Origin of the sequence: Grimontia kaedaensis, from assembly GCF_023746615.1 — a bacterium.
In the GTDB taxonomy this organism is placed as follows: domain Bacteria; phylum Pseudomonadota; class Gammaproteobacteria; order Enterobacterales; family Vibrionaceae; genus Enterovibrio; species Enterovibrio kaedaensis.
This window is the reverse complement of sequence record NZ_CP082275.1, coordinates 1,659,784-1,679,566: the sequence shown is the minus strand read 5'-3', so window position 1 is coordinate 1,679,566 and position 19,783 is coordinate 1,659,784. Positions and strand designations below refer to the sequence as shown.

At 49.3% G+C, this 19,783-nt stretch carries 17 protein-coding genes; all 17 read left to right on the top strand.

Annotated elements, in window-relative coordinates; genetic code table 11:
* Positions 1-62 precede the first annotated feature (62 nt).
* The 17 genes from K6Q96_RS07800 (at position 63) to K6Q96_RS07720 (ending at position 19,671) form a co-directional block, all read left to right on the top strand.
* Positions 63-785, top strand: a complete 723-nt coding sequence (locus K6Q96_RS07800; protein ID WP_251879267.1) for a response regulator — start codon at positions 63-65, stop codon at positions 783-785.
* On the top strand, positions 775-2,217 hold the full coding sequence (locus K6Q96_RS07795; RefSeq protein ID WP_251879265.1) for an ATP-binding protein: 1,443 nt from the start codon (positions 775-777) through the stop codon (positions 2,215-2,217). Before K6Q96_RS07800 ends, K6Q96_RS07795 begins: the two co-directional genes overlap by 11 nt.
* 3 nt (positions 2,218-2,220) lie before the next feature.
* Positions 2,221-3,474: an ABC transporter substrate-binding protein gene (locus tag K6Q96_RS07790; RefSeq protein WP_251879263.1), complete on the top strand. Its 1,254-nt coding sequence runs from the start codon at positions 2,221-2,223 to the stop codon at positions 3,472-3,474.
* A 324-nt stretch (positions 3,475-3,798) separates the two neighbouring features.
* Positions 3,799-5,103: a sn-glycerol-3-phosphate ABC transporter substrate-binding protein UgpB gene (gene ugpB / locus K6Q96_RS07785; protein ID WP_251879261.1), complete on the top strand. Its 1,305-nt coding sequence runs from the start codon at positions 3,799-3,801 to the stop codon at positions 5,101-5,103.
* Between the two features lie 69 nt (positions 5,104-5,172).
* On the top strand, positions 5,173-6,054 hold the full coding sequence (gene ugpA, locus K6Q96_RS07780) for a sn-glycerol-3-phosphate ABC transporter permease UgpA (RefSeq protein ID WP_062661827.1): 882 nt from the start codon (positions 5,173-5,175) through the stop codon (positions 6,052-6,054).
* Entirely contained in the window at positions 6,054-6,902 is an 849-nt protein-coding gene (ugpE, locus tag K6Q96_RS07775; RefSeq protein ID WP_251879259.1) for a sn-glycerol-3-phosphate ABC transporter permease UgpE, read from the top strand. The genes ugpA and ugpE overlap by 1 nt, the downstream gene beginning before the upstream one ends.
* Positions 6,903-6,935: 33 nt before the next feature.
* Positions 6,936-8,003, top strand: a complete 1,068-nt coding sequence (ugpC, locus tag K6Q96_RS07770; RefSeq protein ID WP_251879257.1) for a sn-glycerol-3-phosphate ABC transporter ATP-binding protein UgpC — start codon at positions 6,936-6,938, stop codon at positions 8,001-8,003.
* Positions 8,004-8,200: 197 nt separating this feature from the next.
* Positions 8,201-8,734: a hypothetical protein gene (locus tag K6Q96_RS07765; RefSeq protein WP_251879255.1), complete on the top strand. Its 534-nt coding sequence runs from the start codon at positions 8,201-8,203 to the stop codon at positions 8,732-8,734.
* A gap of 163 nt (positions 8,735-8,897) precedes the next feature.
* The gene (panP, locus tag K6Q96_RS07760; protein ID WP_251879253.1) at positions 8,898-10,541 is read left to right on the top strand and encodes a pyridoxal-dependent aspartate 1-decarboxylase PanP; all 1,644 of its coding nucleotides are present in this window, start codon (positions 8,898-8,900) and stop codon (positions 10,539-10,541) included.
* Between the two features lie 124 nt (positions 10,542-10,665).
* Positions 10,666-11,643, top strand: a complete 978-nt coding sequence (locus K6Q96_RS07755) for a LysR family transcriptional regulator (protein ID WP_251879251.1) — start codon at positions 10,666-10,668, stop codon at positions 11,641-11,643.
* Positions 11,644-11,900: 257 nt separating this feature from the next.
* Positions 11,901-13,271 (top strand): glutamine synthetase family protein, encoded by a 1,371-nt coding sequence (locus tag K6Q96_RS07750; RefSeq protein ID WP_251879249.1) that lies wholly within the window; start codon positions 11,901-11,903, stop codon positions 13,269-13,271.
* An 8-nt stretch (positions 13,272-13,279) separates the two neighbouring features.
* Positions 13,280-14,665: an aldehyde dehydrogenase family protein gene (locus K6Q96_RS07745; protein WP_251879247.1), complete on the top strand. Its 1,386-nt coding sequence runs from the start codon at positions 13,280-13,282 to the stop codon at positions 14,663-14,665.
* 9 nt (positions 14,666-14,674) lie between these two features.
* Entirely contained in the window at positions 14,675-15,835 is a 1,161-nt protein-coding gene (locus K6Q96_RS07740) for an iron-containing alcohol dehydrogenase (protein ID WP_251879245.1), read from the top strand.
* An 8-nt stretch (positions 15,836-15,843) separates the two neighbouring features.
* Positions 15,844-16,590, top strand: a complete 747-nt coding sequence (locus tag K6Q96_RS07735) for a glutamine amidotransferase-related protein (RefSeq protein WP_251879243.1) — start codon at positions 15,844-15,846, stop codon at positions 16,588-16,590.
* Between the two features lie 29 nt (positions 16,591-16,619).
* A complete protein-coding gene (locus K6Q96_RS07730) occupies positions 16,620-17,198 on the top strand; it encodes a TRAP transporter small permease subunit (protein ID WP_251879241.1) in 579 nt (192 codons plus the stop codon).
* Positions 17,195-18,517 carry a TRAP transporter large permease gene (locus tag K6Q96_RS07725; protein ID WP_251879239.1) on the top strand — a complete coding sequence of 441 codons (1,323 nt, stop codon included), beginning with the start codon at positions 17,195-17,197 and terminating at the stop codon, positions 18,515-18,517. The genes K6Q96_RS07730 and K6Q96_RS07725 overlap by 4 nt, the downstream gene beginning before the upstream one ends.
* Before the next feature lie 98 nt (positions 18,518-18,615).
* Positions 18,616-19,671: a TRAP transporter substrate-binding protein gene (locus K6Q96_RS07720; RefSeq protein WP_002535138.1), complete on the top strand. Its 1,056-nt coding sequence runs from the start codon at positions 18,616-18,618 to the stop codon at positions 19,669-19,671.
* Positions 19,672-19,783 lie beyond the last annotated feature (112 nt).

Below are 19,783 nucleotides of genomic sequence, written 5' to 3'. Positions count from 1 at the left end.
ATCAGGACATTTTCTCTAAGATAATAACGTGATATTTGTCGAGAATAAGGGGAAGACCTTTCATGGTTAATCAGAAGCGGATCCTGGTGGTGGATGACGATTTAGAAATCCGCGAACTGCTTCAAGAATATCTGTCTAAAGCCGGATATGATGTGACGACCGCGCAAAACGGGCAGGAAATGAAGGCCAAGTTAGCTGTTCAATACCCCGACCTTATTCTTCTCGACGTTATGCTCCCCGGCGATGATGGCTTCACCTTATGTAAGTACGTTCGTCAGGACTCAAGCGTACCAATCATCATGCTGACAGCTGTCTCTGATGAAACAGACCAAATCATCGGGCTGGAACTTGGTGCAGACGACTACATTGCGAAGCCTTTCAGTCCTCGCCAATTGGTTGCCCGTATCCGTGCCCTGCTCCGCCGCACACAACAATTACAGGAAACCACCATGTCGAAACCGAAAGGTATTCGCTTTGCGCAGTGGCGTTTGGATCCTGTCACCCAACGGTTAAACCATCAGGTCACCGGTCAGGAAGTAGAAATGACTTCCGCTGACTTTGCCCTTTTAATGCTGTTTATTGAAAATCCAAATTCTCTGATGGACAGAAATGCGATTTCTAACGCGACCCGCGGCCGTGATGCACAACCTCAAGAACGTGGCATTGATGTTCAGGTCAGTCGCTTGCGCCAACGTTTGAAGGATAATGGCCGCCAGTCCACCATCATCAAAACCGTTCGTGGCAACGGCTATATGTTTGTCGCAGACATCACCTATGAGTCTTAATTTAAAATCCTATTTCTGGCCGCGTTCTCTGCTTTCGCGGACGCTGCTACTCACCGTTCTATCGGTAATCCTTGCACAAAGTGTTGCCAGTTTTTTCTGGTATACCCAGTCTAAAGAACGTGAAGTGGAAGGTTTGAAATCTGCATCAGAAAGCATGGCGCAGATGTTTGCCTCCACCACGACCTTTTTCCAGTCATTGCCACTTGAATATCGTCATATTGCCCTCGACCAACTTCGCAATATGGGTGGTGCGCGATTCTTCGTCTCATTCAACACCGAAGAAATACGGATTACGCCAATACCGGAAACCCGCTCGAAACTGGAAGCCATTAACACCATCGAAAGCGTACTCAAAAAAGAGCTACCTAACGTTGACCAAATCAAAGTGGACTTCTCGCGCCCTGAGACTTTACGAGTGTTGAACAACAGTTTGTTGCTGTCTGACCTTCCGAAGTCCTGGGCGCATCACACGCTGAGCTTGGAACCCCTAAATCCGCCGATTCTTGTTGTGCAAATAGAACTCACCGAAGGGCAATGGGTATACATCGCTGCTATTCTGCCTGCTCCTTATGTGACTTTGGAAAATGATCTGATTAACGCGGATCAAGTCGTCTTCCTGTTTGCGATTACCACACTGCTTCTGGTCTTTACCTTTACGCTGATCCGCAACCAAACCCGGCCATTAAAGCGACTGGCAAGGGCAGCTAACCGACTGAGCACCGATATCGAACAGCCAGAATTGGTAGAAGAAGGTGCCAGTGAAATTACAACAGTAACCCGTGCTTTTAACCTGATGCAGAAACGCCTTCAGCGTTACATGCATGACAGGGAAAAACTGTTTGGTTCTATCTCTCACGATTTGAAGACGCCAATCACCCGTTTACGTCTTCGTGCAGAGTTGATTGACGATGAAGTTCAAGCTAACAAGATCAACAAAGACCTTGATGAACTTGAGATCATGGTAAAAGGCGCTCTCCAGACGGTGAAAGACACTGACATTCATGAGAACGTAACGGCGCTTGATGTCGTGCAAATTCTGAACACTATCGCCGAGATACATAACCAGCAACGGTTGAGGGTAAACATTACCGGCGAACAGCTGCGTCCATTTTACTGTAAGCCTTTGGCGTTCAAGCGCTGCCTGACTAACCTCATCGATAACGGAGTGAAGTACGGCGATGCGGTTATGGTTTATGTTCATGATGGCGAGAAGTCTCTCGATATCACTTTGATGGACAATGGCCCGGGCGTTCCTGACGAATTCCTCAAAAAGGTTTTTGACCCTTATTTCCGTCTACATACAGATTTGCACGGAACTGGCCTCGGCTTAGGTATCGCAAAAAATATCATTCGTGCACATGGTGGTGAAATCATTCTTTCCAACCGCAAGGAAGGCGGTCTGCAAATCGACATCGCTTTCCCCAGGACCTGAATTATGAAGAAATTTCCCCCCCTATTGTTGGTATTCAGCCTCGCTTTTTCTGCACAGGCAAGTGACAGCAATGACGTAGAAGTTCTCCATTGGTGGACGAGTGGCGGCGAGGCGCGCTCCGTCGACACACTCAAAGATATGATGAAGCGCGAAGGTCATGTGTGGCGTGACTTTGCTGTCGCAGGCCGAGCAGGCGAAAGTGCAATCAATACTCTTCGCATTCGTGCCCTCTCAGGCAATCCACCCGATGCTGCGCAAATCAAGGGTCCTGAAATTCAGGAGTGGGGAAAGCTTGGCTTTCTTGCCAGCGTCGATGATGTCGCCAAGGAACAACGTTGGAACGAACTGGTTCCGCGCCGCGTCAGCGATTACCTGAAAGTAGACGGCCACTATGTAGCAGTGCCTTTTAACATTCACCGCGTCAACTGGTTGTGGGCCAATGCTGATGTTCTGAATAAAGTTGGAGTGCAGCCACCGCAAACACTCGATGAGTTCTTTTCTGTTGCCGAGAAAATTAAGGCAGCAGGCTATATCCCACTCGCACTCGGCAATGAACCCTGGCAGGAAACCACGCTTTTTGAGCTGATAGCACTCGCTGTGATGGGTACAGATGAATTCCACAAAGCCTTTATCGAACAGGACAGCGACGCGCTAACCAGTGACAAAATGCGCAAAACCCTTGAGGTTTTCCGACGGATGAAGCAATACACAGATATTAATTCGCCGGGGCGCAACTGGAGCGACACCACATCTTTAGTGATCGACGGTAGAGCGGCGATGCAAATGATGGGCGACTGGGCAAAGGGTGAATTTCTCGCCGCAGGAAAGCAGGCTGGTAAGGATTTCCTTTGTATTCCCGCTCCGGGCACTGCTAACCAATTTTCTTTCAACATCGACAGTTTCGTCTTCTTCAAAAATGGCGCAACGCAGACCACAGAATCCCAGAAGATGCTGGCAAAATTAATTCTCGACCCAGATTTCCAGCGAGAATTTAATCTCAGTAAGGGCTCCATCCCAGTGCGTGTCGATATCGATATGGAAGGTTTTGACGCCTGTGCGCAAGACTCCATGCAAGCATTTCTGCGCGCCGCAGCCACCGACAATCTGGTTGCCAGTCTGTCACATAACATGGCGATTGGCCGCGCATCCCAAATTGCGCTGTTTGATGTCATCAGCCGCTTCTTCAATGACGACAACGTCGATATTGATGAGACCATGCGGCACATTCGCGCAGCTGTTTTGGCTGACCGACTTTAATACTCGCTTGTCCTACCATCTACGTCCCCTTTATTGGGGACGAGATTCAAAACTGTTGATAAAACCGAACTACTCACATTATTCACTTTCGACATCGAAACTTAATATCTCTGTCAAATCAGATACCTACCCTTTGCGACGCGTTGTAAGTTGGCGGGAACTCACACATTTAATTTGCGAGTAAAGACACGCAAACTAGGCGGTGCTATAACAAAACCGTAACATAACGCTCATATGCTCTAACCTCCCGCTCGAACGAGCAAACACACTTTCGAAATGGAAAGCCGATACGGCAATAGAAGTTCGTCAGACAAGGAGTAAACCATGAAGCTAGGTCAATTAGCAGCACTAACCTCTGTATCACTGCTGCTGGCATCCCCATCTTATGCGGCAACAGAAATCGAGTGGTGGCACGCGATGGGTGGTAATCTCGGTGAGAAAGTGAACGAGATTGCAGATAAGTTTAATGCAAGCCAAAGCGATTACGTTGTTAAGCCTGTTTACAAAGGCAATTACACGGAAACAATGACAGGTGCTGTTGCTGCATTCCGCGCAAAGCAGCAACCGGAAATCGTGCAGGTTTTTGAAGTTGGTACTGCCACAATGATGGGCGCAAAAGGCGCTATCTATCCGGTTTACCAACTCATGGAAGACACCAAAACAGAATTCGACCCAGCGGCCTACCTGGCATCCGTTACCGGTTACTACACAGATAGTGACGGCAACATGCTGTCTATGCCATTTAACAGTTCCACTCCGGTGCTCTACTACAACAAAGACCTGTTTGCTAAAGCAGGTGTAGAGCCACCTAAAACGTGGGAAGAAATGGACGCCGTGGCGGACAAGCTTCTGGCTAACGGTGTAAAATGTGGTTTCACCACAGGCTGGCAGTCCTGGACACAAATCGAGAACTTCGGTGCGCGCCACAATGCACCTATCGCTACTGCTAATAATGGTTTCGACAGCACTGATGCCAAACTGCTGATCAACGATAAAATCTTCGTTGATCACATCGCTCAACTGGCAGAATGGCAAAAAGATGGCACCTTTAAATACGGCGGTCGCCGTTCAGACAGTGCGCCACTGTTCTATAGCGGTGAGTGTGCAATGTACATCAACTCTTCAGCGTCTTACGCGGGCATTAAAGGCAACGTGAAAGACTTTGAGTTTGGTGTGTCACCATTGCCTTACTACTCCTCGAAGATCAAAACACCACAGAACTCTATCATCGGCGGTGCAACCCTGTGGGTTCTACAAGGTCATGACAAGAAAGACTACGACGGTGTCGCTAAGTTCTTCAAATTCATGTCCAGCGCAGAAAACCAAGCTGACTGGCACCAGTTCACTGGATACCTGCCAATCACTCACGCAGCGTATGACCTGAGTAAAAAACAAGGTTTCTACAACGAAAACCCAGGGACTGACGTGGCGATTGTTCAGATGACTTCTGTTGAGCCAACGCCAGCTTCCAAAGGTATTCGTCTCGGTAACTTTGTGCAGATCCGTGATGTGATCAACGAAGAACTGGAAAATGTTTGGTCTGGCGAAGCCTCTGCACAAGATGCAATGGATAAAGCCGTTAAGCGCGGAAACGTACTGCTGGCAAAATTCGCGAAAGCGAACAAGTAATACGCTCACCGTAAAACCGGGGGGAAACATCCCCCCGCTGATCCACATAATTACAATAAGCAGGTTGTTATGGATAACAAACCCGTCTTTCATAACGTTTGGTTACCCGTCGCGCTGCTTGCCCCTCAATTGGTCATCACTTTTATCTTTTTCCTGTGGCCAGCGGGACAAGCAGTTTGGCAGTCAACGTTATTGGAAGATCCCTTCGGGTTAAGTACAGAATTCGTGGGCCTAGATAACTTCTTAGAGCTCCTTGAAGACAGTGCTTACTTCTCGTCATTTGGCACCACCCTATTCTTCAGCTTTGCCGTTGCAGCACTGGCGCTCGTCGTTTCCCTGCTGCTTGCGGTCATGGCCGACCACATCATTAAAGGCGCCACTGCCTATAAAACCTTGCTCATCTGGCCATATGCGGTTGCTCCCGCTGTTGCCGGTGTGCTTTGGTTGTTTATGTTTAACCCAACAGTGGGTGTATTGGCACACGCAATGGCTGCGGTTGGCATTGATTGGAACCCCTTTATCAACGGAGGGGATGGCATGTTTATGGTGATTGTTGCAGCAACTTGGAAGCAGATCAGTTACAACTTTCTGTTCTTCCTCGCTGGTCTTCAATCCATTCCACGTTCTTTGATTGAAGCGGCAGCCATTGATGGCGCAGGTCCGGCGAAGCGATTCTTTACCATTGTGTTCCCACTGCTTTCACCGACCTCATTCTTCCTTCTTGTTGTGAATCTGGTTTATGCCTTCTTTGACACCTTCGGCGTTATCCATGCGATGACACAGGGTGGCCCAGGCGACTCGACCACAACGTTGGTTTACAAGGTTTACGCCGATGGCTTTGTGGGGCTGAACTTAGGTTCATCTTCCGCGCAGTCTGTCCTGCTGATGATTCTGGTTGGTGTACTTACCGTCATTCAGTTCAAATATGTTGAGAAGAAGGTGGCTTACTGATGGTAGAAAGAAGACCGTTACTGACATTCTTCAGCCACTTCATTCTCATTCTGGGTGTGCTGGCCGTCGCCTTGCCTGTTTGGCTCGCATTGACGGCAGCAACACACGACAGTAAAGAGTTTGTGAGTGGCATGACACCACTTTGGTTCGGCGATCGTGGCTTTGAGGTTTTCCATGAAATACTCACAGAAGGTACCTCACGTGAGCTGAAAATCAGCGTGGCAGGTATGCTATGGAACTCCACTCTGATGGCGCTTGGTATTGCCTTCGGTAAGCTATCAATCTCCATTTTGTCTGCCTATGCCGTGGTGTATTTCCGTTTCCCAGGACGTATGTTGGCTTTCTGGGTGATTTTCATGACCCTGATGTTACCTGTAGAAGTTCGTATTATGCCGACTTTCCAGGTCATCGCGGATCTCAGCATGCTGAATACCATGTCAGGGCTGACGATTCCGTTGATTGCCAGTGCTACCGCCACCTTCCTGTTCCGTCAGTTCTTTATGACTGTACCGGGCGAGCTTTTAGAAGCGGCCCGAATCGATGGCGCAGGCCCGATCAAATTCTTCTTTGATATTCTCCTGCCGCTTTCGAGAACCAATATCGCAGCACTGTTTGTGATTACGTTCATCTATGGCTGGAACCAATATCTATGGCCTCTGCTGATCACCACCGAAGATAACTACTACACCATCGTGATGAGTATCCAACGCATGTTGGCAGTTGGTGATGGCGAAGTGGAATGGAACAAGGTGATGGCGACGACACTGCTTGCCATGATCCCACCTGTACTCGTGGTACTTGGCATGCAAAGGCTGTTCGTGAAAGGCCTGGTAGAAACTGAAAAATAATAAAGATTTAAGCTTCACACAGAGGATGCGTGAATGGCGACAATGACACTCGACCAAATTAAAAAAGTTTATCCCAACGGCTTCAAAGCAATTCACGGGGTAGATTTGAATATCGCTGATGGCGAAATGATAGTGCTGGTTGGCCCAAGTGGCTGCGGCAAGTCTACCCTGCTTCGCATGATTGCTGGGCTGGAAACGATATCAGATGGCACACTGTCTATCGGCGGTGATCGCGTAAACGAAAAAGAACCCGGCGAGCGCGACATCGCCATGGTGTTCCAGAACTACGCACTCTATCCGCACATGACAGTGTTTAATAACATGGCTTATGGCTTGAGAAACCGTGGCGTTCCAAAAGATCAGATAGAAACATCGGTCAACGAGGTGGCAAAGATGCTGGAGCTTGACCATCTGCTGACCCGAAGACCGTCTCAGCTTTCCGGTGGTCAGCGTCAACGTGTAGCGATGGGGCGTGCGATTGTGCGTCGTCCAAAAGCGTTTTTGTTTGATGAGCCACTTTCTAACCTCGACGCCAAACTTCGCGTTCAAATGCGTTTGGAAATCAAAAAGCTACAACGCTCACTGAATACGACTTCTATCTATGTGACTCACGATCAGGTCGAGGCGATGACGCTGGCAGATCGTTTGGTTGTGTTAAGTGCCGGAGATGTTGAGCAGGTGGGTACACCACTGGAAGTCTATGACACCCCTGCGTCATTGTTTGTAGCGACGTTTATCGGCAGCCCGTCTATGAATATTCTTGAAGGCTATACGAGTGGCGGAAAGTTAACCTTAGCCAATGGCGAATCGGTGTCGGATACCAATCTTGAAGACCGAGATTTATACATTGGCTTGCGACCAGAGCACCTGCAGATTACCGAGAACCCCGAGGAAAAACAGCTCACCATGAAGGTCACACTAACTGAATCGTTAGGCGCTGACCTGTTGGTTTACGGAACGCTTGCCGATTCCGACCAGCAAATGACGCTCCGTGTTGAGGGGCATGTCGTTGTTGAAGACGGTGCCTCATTGCCGCTCACTATCGATACTAAAAACATTCACCTATTCGATAGAGAAACTGAAAAACGTATCGAAAGCTAACCCACCTCTTTGTCACAATCTGGGCAATTGAGAAATCTCTCGCTTGGATTGTGACAATCCACTAATTCCAGAGAAAATTTTCGTTTTTATTCTTCGGTCGCTAACATTACCATTACACCTATAAAAACAATCCGACGTTGATATTGGGTCCAGAACCCAGTGACTCGGAAACAACCTTCGACCAAAAGGATTTAATAATGCGTCGTTCAGCCCTGATCCTCATCACCACCTTGGTGCCTGGCATTTCGTTTGCAAAAGACATCGAACAACTGGACAAGCTTTGCGTTAGTAAGAAATATCACAACTATGTTAATGCTTCGGTCACTTGGTATGAAAATCTGGTAGACCTCACCATCAAGAAAGATCCTGAGCTAGAAGGTGTTGCAGGTTGGTTTCTTGAAGGCCGCCGCAACCACTTCAAGTTGAATGAAGAAGCATTTGATTATTTTCTGGAAAATGACCCAGCCAAACTGAACTTCGACGCGCCTGTAGAGTCTTGGTTGAACCTTTCCCAAGAAGACGTGAAATCACTGAGCACTTCACAAGGCGAATTAGCGGATGCAGCGAAGAAAGTCTTCGAATTCCGTCAGGGTAAAGCCCACGAAGGTAACTACGATCTTCGCTCGGCTCTCGCATCCCTGCTCAGCCACCCTAAAGAAATCGATGTGCCTTTGACTCAGTACAACGATGCGATGATGAAGCTGGCTGAGACCAGTTGCGATAAGCAATAACAACCACGCGCCAAGCTTTACAAAGGTCACCTAAATGGTGGCCTTTACCTCAAATCCCAAGATTTCTACCCTTTGATATCGACCAAGCCCACGTCTTTCCTGTGTTGTAACTTCGGCGAACATCGTGTAGAAAAGCCCATTATTAGAAAATAAAGAACCTCGGATGGTTACAGAAACTAAGACGGCGGAAGCGTCCCTAGAAAGCCTCCACCGTATTTTTACCGTGCCCGAAGCGCCCGATTCCACTTTGGGCAAAATCGAGCAGGAAATTTCCCAAAACCTGAATTGCTTTTTGCAAAATCATATTGCTGCGACTGATTCATCTCTCACTGATATCGAAAAAGATTTCAGCAACCCGTTGATCCCTGAAAAACCAACCTTCGTTTCCGAACACACCGAGTTTTTGCTGGATAAACTGGTTGCCCAATCGGTTCATACCTCATCGCCACGTTTTATTGGCCACATGACCTCAGCGCTTCCCTATTTTCTGATGCCGCTGTCAAAAATCATGATTGGTTTGAACCAGAATACGGTCAAAATCGAGACGTCAAAGGCCTTCACGCCACTTGAGCGTCAGGTGTTGGGGATGCTCCACAACCTGATTTATGGCCGTGACGAGCGCTTTTATGAAAGCTGGATGCATAGCGCTGAACATTCCCTAGGGGCGTTTTGCTCCGGTGGTACCATTGCCAATATTACGGCCTTATGGGTCGCCCGCAATGCTGCATTAAGAGCGGATGGTAATTTCAAAGGCGTCGCTGAGGAAGGTCTGTTCCGTGCCATGCGTCATTATGGCTATGACGACTTAGCCATTCTCGTCTCAGATCGCGGCCATTACTCTCTTAAGAAATCCGCTGACGTCCTTGGTATTGGGCGACAGTCTTTGATTGCAATTCCGACAGACGAAAACAATCGAATCCGCATTGATAAGCTCGAACAGAAAGTTGCTGAGCTGAAAGCGAAAAACACCAAGGTATTTGCTCTGGTTGGCGTGGCCGGCACAACTGAAACTGGCAATATCGACCCGCTTGATGCCATGGCTGAGATTGCTGAACGTGAAAATATTCATTTCCATGTGGATGCAGCCTGGGGCGGTGCGAGTTTGATGTCGAACACCCAGCGTCAAAAACTCAAAGGCATTGAACGAGCAGACTCGGTGACAATTGATGCCCATAAGCAGCTATACGTGCCAATGGGTGCAGGTATGGTGATATTCAAAGACCCTTCCATGGTGTCTGCCATTGAGCATCACGCCAACTACATCCTGCGCAAAGGCTCTAAAGACCTCGGCAGCCACACCCTCGAAGGGTCTCGCAGTGGTATGGCTATGTTGCTTTACGCCAGCCTGAATATCATTGGACGCGAAGGCTATGAACTGCTGATAGATCAAAGCGTCGACAAGGCCGAATACTTCGCGTCACTAATTGCTGAGCAGCCAGACTTCGAAATCGTCAGCAAGCCAGAGCTATGCCTACTCACCTATCGCTTTGTGCCAGAATCGGTCAAGAAAGCATTCGAGACCGCCAATGACACACAACGCGAAGTGCTCCACCAGCACTTAAATAACCTGACTGTTTTCATTCAAAAGCACCAACGCGAAGCAGGGAACACCTTTGTCTCCCGGACCACGCTAACACCTGTCCACTTAGATAACCGCGCAACAATTGTGTTTCGTGTTGTTTTGGCAAACCCGCTCACCACTAAAAACATCCTACAAGAAGTGTTAGAAGAGCAGAGAGCACTGGCACTGCAAAGCTCCATCGCCTATCCGAAACTTCTCGAACTTGCCGAGCAAATCCTGAATTAATCTTCATGAGAAAAGGCCGCGAGAGCGGCTTTTTTGTTTCTCACTGCTTACGACTCATTGCTGCAACATGCTGATTTCAAATCGCTTGGCTAAGATGAACTTAGGATGTGAAAAGGATTTGCTGATGGGAACATTAGGATTTGAGCTGAAATCGCTGGAAGTGTTTGTGGCAACCGCCAAAACCGGCAACATGACCGCGGCCTCACAACATTTGGATATCTCTCAATCTTCGGTTTCACAAATCCTCGCCAATTTGGAAAGTAGCCTCGGCGTGAAGTTGCTTGATCGCAGTGTGCGCCCCGTAGAGCTAACTGTCGCCGGACGCTATTTCTACGACCAGTCCGTTCACCTGCTCGAACAGGCTTACAAAACTCAGCATGTCATCACTAAAGGGAGTTTCAATAGTTTGCACCTGGTGCGAATTGCCATGGTAGATTCGCTAGCCGCGACGGTCGGGCAGCCCCTGATTGAAGTCATTAAAGCGCACACGGAAAACTGGACCATGATGACGGGCTACTCCCACCTTCATCAGCAAGGCCTACTCAGTCGTAGCATTGATATTATTATTTCTGATGATGTCCTCGAAAGACAGGATGACCTTAGACGCCTTCAAATACTGAAAGAACCATTTGTCCTGGTTGTACCAAAACAGTTCCAACAAAAGTACCCCGACACCTGCCACTCGCTTGTCGCATTGAGTAAACATCTGGACATGATTCGCTACAGCGAACAAAGTCTTATCAGCCAATCCATCGAAACCTATCTGCATCATCAAGGTCTCGATGTGCCAGACCGTATGCAACTGGATAACACATTCGCAGTCCTTTCCGCGGTAGCTCAAGGACTTGGCTGGACGTTAACCACCCCATTATGCCTTCTTCAAGGGGAGGTTTTTCGCAATCAAACCAGTGTTATTCCATTACCAGAAAAGGATTCTTTTTTCAGATACTTAACTTTGATTGCTCGCCGCAATGAACTGGGTGATTTACCGGAAAAACTGGCCGAAGGTAGCTGTAAAATTCTGCGCCAACATTTCCTGGCAAAAATCCGCCAACATTACCCCTGGCTGGACGGAAAAATCCGCATTGGAAAGTACACCTGACAAGCCGTTCAAATTCACACTATTAAAATTCCTAATAGTGTTATCCCACCCTGTGTGATTGTGGTGGTCAAAATTTTTTGGCCACGCCTATTTTAAATTTACAGGCCGTTACCAACCGTAAGTGACTGATGAGTCACCTACTGCTTGCCCGTGCTTCAACTATCGTTGATAGAGGTTCATGGGTTTCTGAAGCATCAGAAGCACGTGGAGCATGCAGTTTTTTTTTCGGTCCGGTAACGAAAATAACAGGAGCGGGTATGGAAGCGCGTGAAGTAAAAACGGCGGCTGACGCCAAGAAGATTGTAGAAGAAAGGAAACTCTCCCACGTCAAAGTTGGCTTGTTTGATAACGATGGTGTGATGCGCGGAAAGTACATGTCGAAAGAGAAATTCTTCTCTTCATTAGACAATGGATTTGCCTTCTGCGACGTAGTCTTGGGCTGGGATGTCAAAGACCAACTCTATGATAACGCAAAGTACACTGGCTGGCACACCGGTTACCCTGATGCGCCAGTTCGTATTCTTCCAGACACTTGTCGCGACGTGCTCGATGAAGACGGCATGTTGCTTTTCATTGCGGAGTTTTCCGGTGACGCGGAAGCAGTTTGCCCACGGGCCACACTAAGGCGTGTATTGGAAAAGGCCGCGGACATGGGGTTTGACGCCTACGCCGCGCTTGAATACGAATTCTTCATTTTCGATGAAACTCCCCACTCTGCCCGTGAAAAAGGCTTCCGCAACCTGAAAACGATCACGCCTGATTGGTTCGGTTACTCGATGATTCGTAACTCTACTTACTCAGGCTTGTATAAAGCGATTCTCGCCATGGGTGAATCCATGGACTTCCCTATCGAAGGTATTCACTCCGAAACTGGCCCAGGAGTCATTGAGGCTGCGCTCACTGTCGACAACGCAAAAGACGCCGCAGACAAAGCAGCCCTCTTCAAAACCTACATGAAAGTGCTGGCACAAAAGAACGACATGATGGCAACTTTCATGGCCAAGTGGACCAATGATTACCCCGGCCAAAGCGGGCATATTCACATTTCGCTTCGTGATCGGGCGTCGGGGAAAAGTGCCTTTTATGCGCCCGATGCTGAGCTCAATATGAGTGACGTGCAGCGCCACTTCCTCGCAGGCCAACAGCTTTTGATGCCGCAATTCCTGTGCATGATTGCCCCAACCGTCAATAGCTACACCCGAATGATCCCAGGCTTTTGGGCTCCAACGGATGCGACTTGGGGCGTTGAGAACCGCACTACATCACTTCGTGTTATTCCGGGATCTGATAAATCGCAGCGCATTGAGTATCGTCTTGGCGCTGCAGATGCCAATCCTTATCTCGCCCTTGCTGCTGCGCTCGCGTCCGGTCTGTATGGCGTTGAGCACAAGATGGAACCAACGGACCGTATTGTCGGAAACGCATACGACATCGAACATCCAGAAGAGCTCCAACTCCCCCGGACACTCTGGGAGGCCGCACAATCGTTCAAGCACTCCGAAGCAGCCAAAGCCATGCTAGGTGAAGCCTTTGTTGAACACTTCGCAGCATCAAGAGAGTGGGAAGAAAGAGAGTTCCGCAAGCATGTGACCGATTGGGAACTCGACCGTTACTTTGAAATTATTTAGGTGAAGACATGGAACGTTTTCAGACAATTACACCCGTAGATGGCTCGGTTTATGTCGAGCGTCCTTTTGCTACCGCATCAGAAATTAACGCGGCTTTGGAAAGCGCAGTTAAAGCCTATCCATTTTGGAAAAACACCTCCCTCGAGGTGCGCCAAGCACTTTGCAGGAAAGCTGTTGAGTGTTTTGTTGCCAAAGCCGAAGACATTGCAGAAGAAATCTCTTGGATGATGGGTCGTCCCATCGTATACGCAAAAGGTGAAGTGGCAGGCTTCGAAGAGCGCGCGCTGCACATGATCGACATCGCTCCAGAAGCCCTTTCACCCATGCCTTTACCCGATAAAGCAGGGTTTCGTCGCTACATTAAGCGGGTTCCACTCGGTACGGTATTCGTGGTTGCGCCCTGGAACTACCCATACCTGACAGCCGTTAATGCGATTGTTCCTGCATTGTTGGCCGGTAACACAGTTCTGCTCAAGCACTCTGCGCAAACGCCTCTTTGCGCAGAAAGAATGGCGGAAGCGTTCGCAGAGGCCGGATTGCCCGAGGGCGTATTTCAATACCTTCATCTTTCCCATGCCGATACTGAGTCAGTGATGCAGCATGACACCATACGACATGTCGCATTCACGGGTTCAGTGCCTGGCGGCAGAGTCGTTGAAAAAGCCATTGCAGGGCGATTTATCAGCGCAGGGTTGGAGCTAGGCGGTAAAGATCCCGCCTATATTCGCCATGACGCCAATGTTCCCAATGCAGTAGACACCGTCATCGACGGCGCGTTTTTTAACTCTGGCCAGTCTTGTTGTGGCATGGAACGTCTTTATGTACATGAATCGGTTTTTGATGACGTTGTCGATGCAGCGGTAAAACTCGTGAACCAATACCAACTCGGTAGACCTGATGAAGCAAGCACAACACTTGGGCCTTTGGTGCGAACTGCTTCCGCTGATTTTGTAAGGGGGCAAACGGAAGAAGCGATACTTCAGGGCGCCAAACCCTTGATTGATGCCTCCAACTTCACTGCAAATCAGGTGAGTAGCCCATACCTTGCCCCCCAGCTTCTGGTGAACGTTGACCATAGTATGCGGGTGATGACGGAGGAAACATTCGGCCCCATTCTGGGTATTCAGGGTGTCAGCAGTGACGAAGAAGCAGTGCGCTTGATGAACGAGAGCGAGTTCGGACTGACTGCCGCCATCTTCACAGAAGATGAAGCGCGCGGTGAACAGTTAGCGGATAACGTCGAGTCCGGCACCGTATTCCTCAACCGCTGCGACTACCTGGACCCCGGCCTTGCCTGGGTGGGGGTTAAAAACAGTGGTCGTGGATGCACTCTTTCCAAGATTGGGTTCGAGCATTTGACGCGCCCTAAGTCTTATCACTTCAAACGCGTGTAGGAGCCGGAAATGTCATTTTCAAACTGGAATTATCCCACCGCAATGACTGCCGGGATCGGCGCGTTATCTGCATTGCCTGATGCTTGTAAAAGTCTGGGAATGGAGCGGCCATTATTAGTCACAGACCCCGGTATTGCAGAACTTTCCATGACACAAGAGGCAAGAGATCTTTGCGAACAGCAAGGGTTGTCTGTCGCGCTATTTTGCGATGTGCAAGGCAATCCAACAGGTCAGAATGTAGAAGCAGGTAACACTGCCTACAATGAGGGCCTTCACGATGGTGTGATTGCTCTGGGTGGTGGTTCTGCATTGGACTGTGCGAAAGCCATAGCCCTTTCTGCAGAACAATCACTGCCACTTTGGGCATTTGAAGATGTTGGCGACAACTGGACGCAAGCGGATTCAGACCTCATTGCGCCGATCGTCGCGATTCCCACAACAGCAGGCACAGGTTCAGAAGTCGGTCGCGCCTCTGTGATCACCAAAGAAGATGAGAAACGCAAGCTCATCATCTTCCACCCAAAAATGCTGCCCGAAAAAGTGATTCTCGACCCAGAGCTGACGGTCGGCCTTCCCGCACACATCACCGCAGCAACAGGTATGGATGCGCTTTCCCACTCGCTGGAAGCACTATGCGCGCCCGGCTACCACCCAATGGCGGAAGGTATCGCTATTGAAGGTATTCGTCTGGTGCAGCAGAACCTCCCGATCGTGTTTGAAAACGGTGCAGATAAACAAGCCAGAATGCAGATGTTGGTCGCTTCCAGTATGGGCGCAACGGCGTTCCAAAAAGGTTTAGGTGCCATGCACGCCATCGCCCACACACTAGGCGCACTGTACAACGCACACCATGGTCTACTGAATGCCATCCTGATGCCATATGTGCTTGAAGCCAACCGAAGTGAAATCGACGATAAAATGGATCGGCTTTCACGCTATCTGTCGTTAGAAGCTTCAGGCACTGATGCTGTGTTGAACTGGGTATTGGCGCTACGAAGGTCTCTGGGGATTCCACATACCCTCGGTGAAATTGGTATTAATGATGTGGAGGCCGAGAAGGTGGGCTTGATGTCGATTAATGACCCCTCTGCTGGCGGTAACCCAATCCCGTTCTCTGCGGATGAGTACAGCAAACTCTTCGTCAATGCTGTTCATGGAAAAGGACTCTGAGGGGCATTATGCGTATCGGCCTCTTACTCTGTGACGACGTGAAGCCTGATCTTCAAACCGCACACAGAAACTACCCTGATATGTTCGACACCACGCTGAGGAAAGTGGATCCTTCGCTGTCCCTTCGGTGCTACCGCGTTATGGATGGCGAATATCCAGAAGATATTGACGAATGTGATGGTTACGTTATCTCAGGTAGCCGATACAGCGTTTACGACGACCTCCCTTGGATTAAGCAGTTTGAAAGCTTTGTAAAAACGCTTTATGAAAAGGGAAAGCCTACCGTCGGCATCTGCTTTGGTCATCAGATGATGGCGCAAGCTTTAGGCGGCAAGGTTGAGCGCTCAGAAAAAGGCTGGGGAGTGGGTATTGCCACCAGTCACTTGTCGACCGAAGAAAAGGCCAAGCAGCCATGGCTTCAAAAACTTAAACCTGATTTTTCTCTCGTCGTTAGTCATCAGGACCAAGTGAGTCAGCTCCCTCCTGATAGCACCACGTTGGCCAGCAGTGATTTCTGCCCTGTCGGCATGTTTACGGTAGGCAATCACTTCCTTGCGATTCAAGGACATCCAGAGTTCAGTCGTGCCTACTCATTTGATTTGATGGAAGCAAGAAGGGATCGCATTCCAGAGGATGTGATATCCAAGGGACAGGCTTCTTTGCAACAAATGCCTGATGCTGAACTCGTCACCCGTTGGTTGCTCGCGTTCTTAAAGCAACCCTCTGCATCATCCCGAGCGCCTTCGTCGCCTTAATCGACCCCATTCAAAGGAAGGAAGTAGTTATGGAGTCATCACGTCTGCCCGAGGATAAAAACCTAGCCTATCTGCCCTCACCGTTCGCGGCTTATGTCAGGTTTGTCGAATCGGTCAATTTTTACATCGGCCGCTTCGCCATGTATCTGATTTTTCTGATGCTGGGCATTCTCGTTTATTCATCTATTACCAAAACCTTCTTTCTGCCTTCGCTTTGGACACTCGAAATGGCACAGTTTGCGATGGTGGCGTACTACATGCTCGGTGGCCCTTATTCAATGCAGCTTAACAGCCATGTACGCATGGACTTGGCCTATGGTAACTGGTCGCCAAGAACCAAGGCGATGGTCGATAGCTTTACCGTCGTTTTCCTAATTATCTATCTTGGTATTCTGCTGTACGGCGGCATTTCCAGTACCTCCTATGCGTTGGAGTATGGTGAGCGCAGCTATTCCGCTTGGCGGCCGTATATGGCACCAATCAAACTCATCATGTGTCTCAGTATTTTCCTGATGCTGCTTCAAGCCACGGCTGTCATGCTCAAAGACATTGCCACATTGCGTGCTCCAAAAGTCTCTGAGGAAAAATCAGAAGGAGGCGTGCAATGAGTTATGAACTGATCGCTCTCCTTATGTTTTCCTCCATGATGCTCATGCTTCTGACTGGGCAACGGGTATTCGCTGCCATTGGCTCTGTCGCTGTCATTGCTTCCCTTTTGCTATGGGGAGACGGTGGTTCAGAAATCGCCTTTGGCGCAGCCATGAAGTTGATGAAGTGGTATCCACTACTGACATTGCCGCTGTTTATCTACATGGGCTACATGCTGTCAGAGTCCGGTATCGCGGAAGATCTCTACAAAATGTTCCATGTCTGGATGGGTCCGATTCACGGCGGCTTGGCCATCGGCACAATTCTATTGATGGTCGCCATTTCTGCGATGAATGGCCTCAGCGTGGCAGGTATGGCCATCGGCGCAAGTATCGCTCTCCCCGAACTATTGCGGCGGGGGTATGACAAGATCATGGTCACCGGGGTGATACAGGCAGGCAGTTCGCTCGGGATATTGGTACCGCCAAGCGTGGTATTGGTTCTCTACGGGATGATTGCGCGCCAGCCTGTAGGACAACTTTGGCTTGCCGGCTTATTGCCTGGTCTGCTGATGGCGAGCATGTTCATTATCTATATCGTCGTTCGCTGCAAAATGCAGCCGCATTTGGGACCAGCGCTATCTGAAGAAGAGCGCAACGTACCCATGAGCGAAAAGCTCAAACTGCTTCGGGCGGGTATTCTTCCGCTCGCGATTTTCTTCTCGATGACGGGTTTGTTCCTGATGGGTGTCACCAGCTTGGTGGAAAGCTCTGCGGTCGGCGCGCTGGCAGCGACCATTGCAGCCATCGTCAAGCGTCGTATGACCAAAGAAGTCATGGAAAATACGCTGCGTAAAACCCTCGCCATCAGCTGCATGTTCATGTGGATCATTCTCGCCGCCCTTTGTTTCGGCGCGGTGTTCGACGGTTTGGGTGCCGTGAAAGCCATAGAAGCGCTGTTTATCGACAGGCTCGGCCTCACACCGTGGGAAGTGCTGATCCTGATGCAGTTGTCCTACCTCATCATGGGTACCTTCCTCGACGACACTGCCATGTTGGTTATCGTTGCCCCTCTCTATGTGCCATTGGTGAAATTACTCGGCTTCGACCTTATCTGGTATGGCGTGCTTTATACCATTACCTGTCAGATCGCCTACATGACGCCGCCATTTGGCTACAACCTATTCCTGATGCGTGCGATGGCACCGCCCGAGGTATCACTGACCGACATTTACCGCTCTATCGTGCCGTTTGTTCTCATCATGATCTGTGCGCTTGTCATTGTCATGGCATTCCCTCAGATCGCGCTCTGGCTGCCGGAATGGCACTACAGCCGATAGGAGGAAATGACGACAGATATCAACTTCATATATGCAACTACAATCAAAGCAATAGAAAAGTGTGTTTATCGAATTAATGACGTAATAAGGACACCACTATGAGTAACAACAGACGTGATTTTCTGAAAAAGGCAGGTATCGTCGGCGCTGCCAGTTCAACGGCGATTCTGGGTGCACCAGCTGTTGTATCCGCCAAGGAACCTATTCGCTGGAGACTACAGACCTATGCTGGCCCAGCGCTCGCTGAGCATGTTATCAAACCTGCTGTAGATGCGTTTAACGCTGCAGCCAATGGTGAAATGGTCATTGAGCTGTATTTCGCCGACCAGCTTGTTCCAACGGGCGAGTTGTTCCGCGCAATGCAAAAAGGCACGATTGATGCGGTGCAAAGTGATGACGACTCCATCGCTGCACCTGTCGATATCTCCGTGTTTGGCGGCTATTTCCCCTTCGCGACCCGCTATAGCCTTGATGTTCCAGTACTGTTTGAAGAATACGGCTTGAAAGAAATCTGGCAGGAAGCCTATGGCGAGGTCAAAGGTGTGACCTGGTTAAGTGCGGGTTCATGGGATCCTTGCCACTTCGCAACGGTAGACCCAATCCGCAGTCTGGCAGACTTGAAAGGGAAACGTATCTTTACCTTCCCAACTGCTGGCCGATTCCTTTCCCGTTTCGGTGTTATCCCCGTCACTCTGCCTTGGGAAGATGTGGAAGTGGCAGTTCAGACCGGCGAACTGGATGGCATTGCATGGTCTGGTATTACAGAAGACTACACCGTTGGCTGGGCAGATGTGACCAACTACTTCCTGACGAATAATATCTCCGGCGCCTGGTGTGGTTCTTTCTTTGCCAACACTGAGCGTTGGAATGCACTGCCAGAACACCTGAAAGTGCTCTTTAACCTCATGATGGACTCTTCACACTATTATCGTCAGCACTGGTATTGGGGCGGAGAAGCGAAACTCAGAACAAGTGGCACCAAGATGCAGCTGACCACAATTCCAGATGAAGAGTGGCGTCAGGTTGAGGTCGAGGCTTACAAATTCTGGGACGAAATCGCTGAAACCAGTCCACGAAATGCTCGGGTGATAGAAATATTTAAAGAATATGCAGGAGTGATGGAGAAAGCGGGTAAGCCATACCGATATTCATAATAAACACTCTTCACTTCAACAAGACTTAAAGCGGCATATTGCCGCTTTCTTTTTTCTTTTGTAGGCAATTGCTTGCAGCCAGTGAACAGCATTAGCAGGCCACAAAATTATG

Excerpts from the sequence above, each read along its gene's own strand:
- K6Q96_RS07800 (WP_251879267.1), top strand. The coding sequence starts at position 63 with ATGGTTAATCAGAAGCGGATCCTGGTGGTGGATGACGATTTAGAAATC.
- K6Q96_RS07795 (WP_251879265.1), top strand. The coding sequence starts at position 775 with ATGAGTCTTAATTTAAAATCCTATTTCTGGCCGCGTTCTCTGCTTTCG.
- K6Q96_RS07790 (WP_251879263.1), top strand. The coding sequence starts at position 2,221 with ATGAAGAAATTTCCCCCCCTATTGTTGGTATTCAGCCTCGCTTTTTCT.
- ugpB (WP_251879261.1), top strand. The coding sequence starts at position 3,799 with ATGAAGCTAGGTCAATTAGCAGCACTAACCTCTGTATCACTGCTGCTG.
- ugpA (WP_062661827.1), top strand. The coding sequence starts at position 5,173 with ATGGATAACAAACCCGTCTTTCATAACGTTTGGTTACCCGTCGCGCTG.
- ugpE (WP_251879259.1), top strand. The coding sequence starts at position 6,054 with ATGGTAGAAAGAAGACCGTTACTGACATTCTTCAGCCACTTCATTCTC.
- ugpC (WP_251879257.1), top strand. The coding sequence starts at position 6,936 with ATGGCGACAATGACACTCGACCAAATTAAAAAAGTTTATCCCAACGGC.
- K6Q96_RS07765 (WP_251879255.1), top strand. The coding sequence starts at position 8,201 with ATGCGTCGTTCAGCCCTGATCCTCATCACCACCTTGGTGCCTGGCATT.
- panP (WP_251879253.1), top strand. The coding sequence starts at position 8,898 with ATGGTTACAGAAACTAAGACGGCGGAAGCGTCCCTAGAAAGCCTCCAC.
- K6Q96_RS07755 (WP_251879251.1), top strand. The coding sequence starts at position 10,666 with ATGGGAACATTAGGATTTGAGCTGAAATCGCTGGAAGTGTTTGTGGCA.
- K6Q96_RS07750 (WP_251879249.1), top strand. The coding sequence starts at position 11,901 with ATGGAAGCGCGTGAAGTAAAAACGGCGGCTGACGCCAAGAAGATTGTA.
- K6Q96_RS07745 (WP_251879247.1), top strand. The coding sequence starts at position 13,280 with ATGGAACGTTTTCAGACAATTACACCCGTAGATGGCTCGGTTTATGTC.
- K6Q96_RS07740 (WP_251879245.1), top strand. The coding sequence starts at position 14,675 with ATGTCATTTTCAAACTGGAATTATCCCACCGCAATGACTGCCGGGATC.
- K6Q96_RS07735 (WP_251879243.1), top strand. The coding sequence starts at position 15,844 with ATGCGTATCGGCCTCTTACTCTGTGACGACGTGAAGCCTGATCTTCAA.
- K6Q96_RS07730 (WP_251879241.1), top strand. The coding sequence starts at position 16,620 with ATGGAGTCATCACGTCTGCCCGAGGATAAAAACCTAGCCTATCTGCCC.
- K6Q96_RS07725 (WP_251879239.1), top strand. The coding sequence starts at position 17,195 with ATGAGTTATGAACTGATCGCTCTCCTTATGTTTTCCTCCATGATGCTC.
- K6Q96_RS07720 (WP_002535138.1), top strand. The coding sequence starts at position 18,616 with ATGAGTAACAACAGACGTGATTTTCTGAAAAAGGCAGGTATCGTCGGC.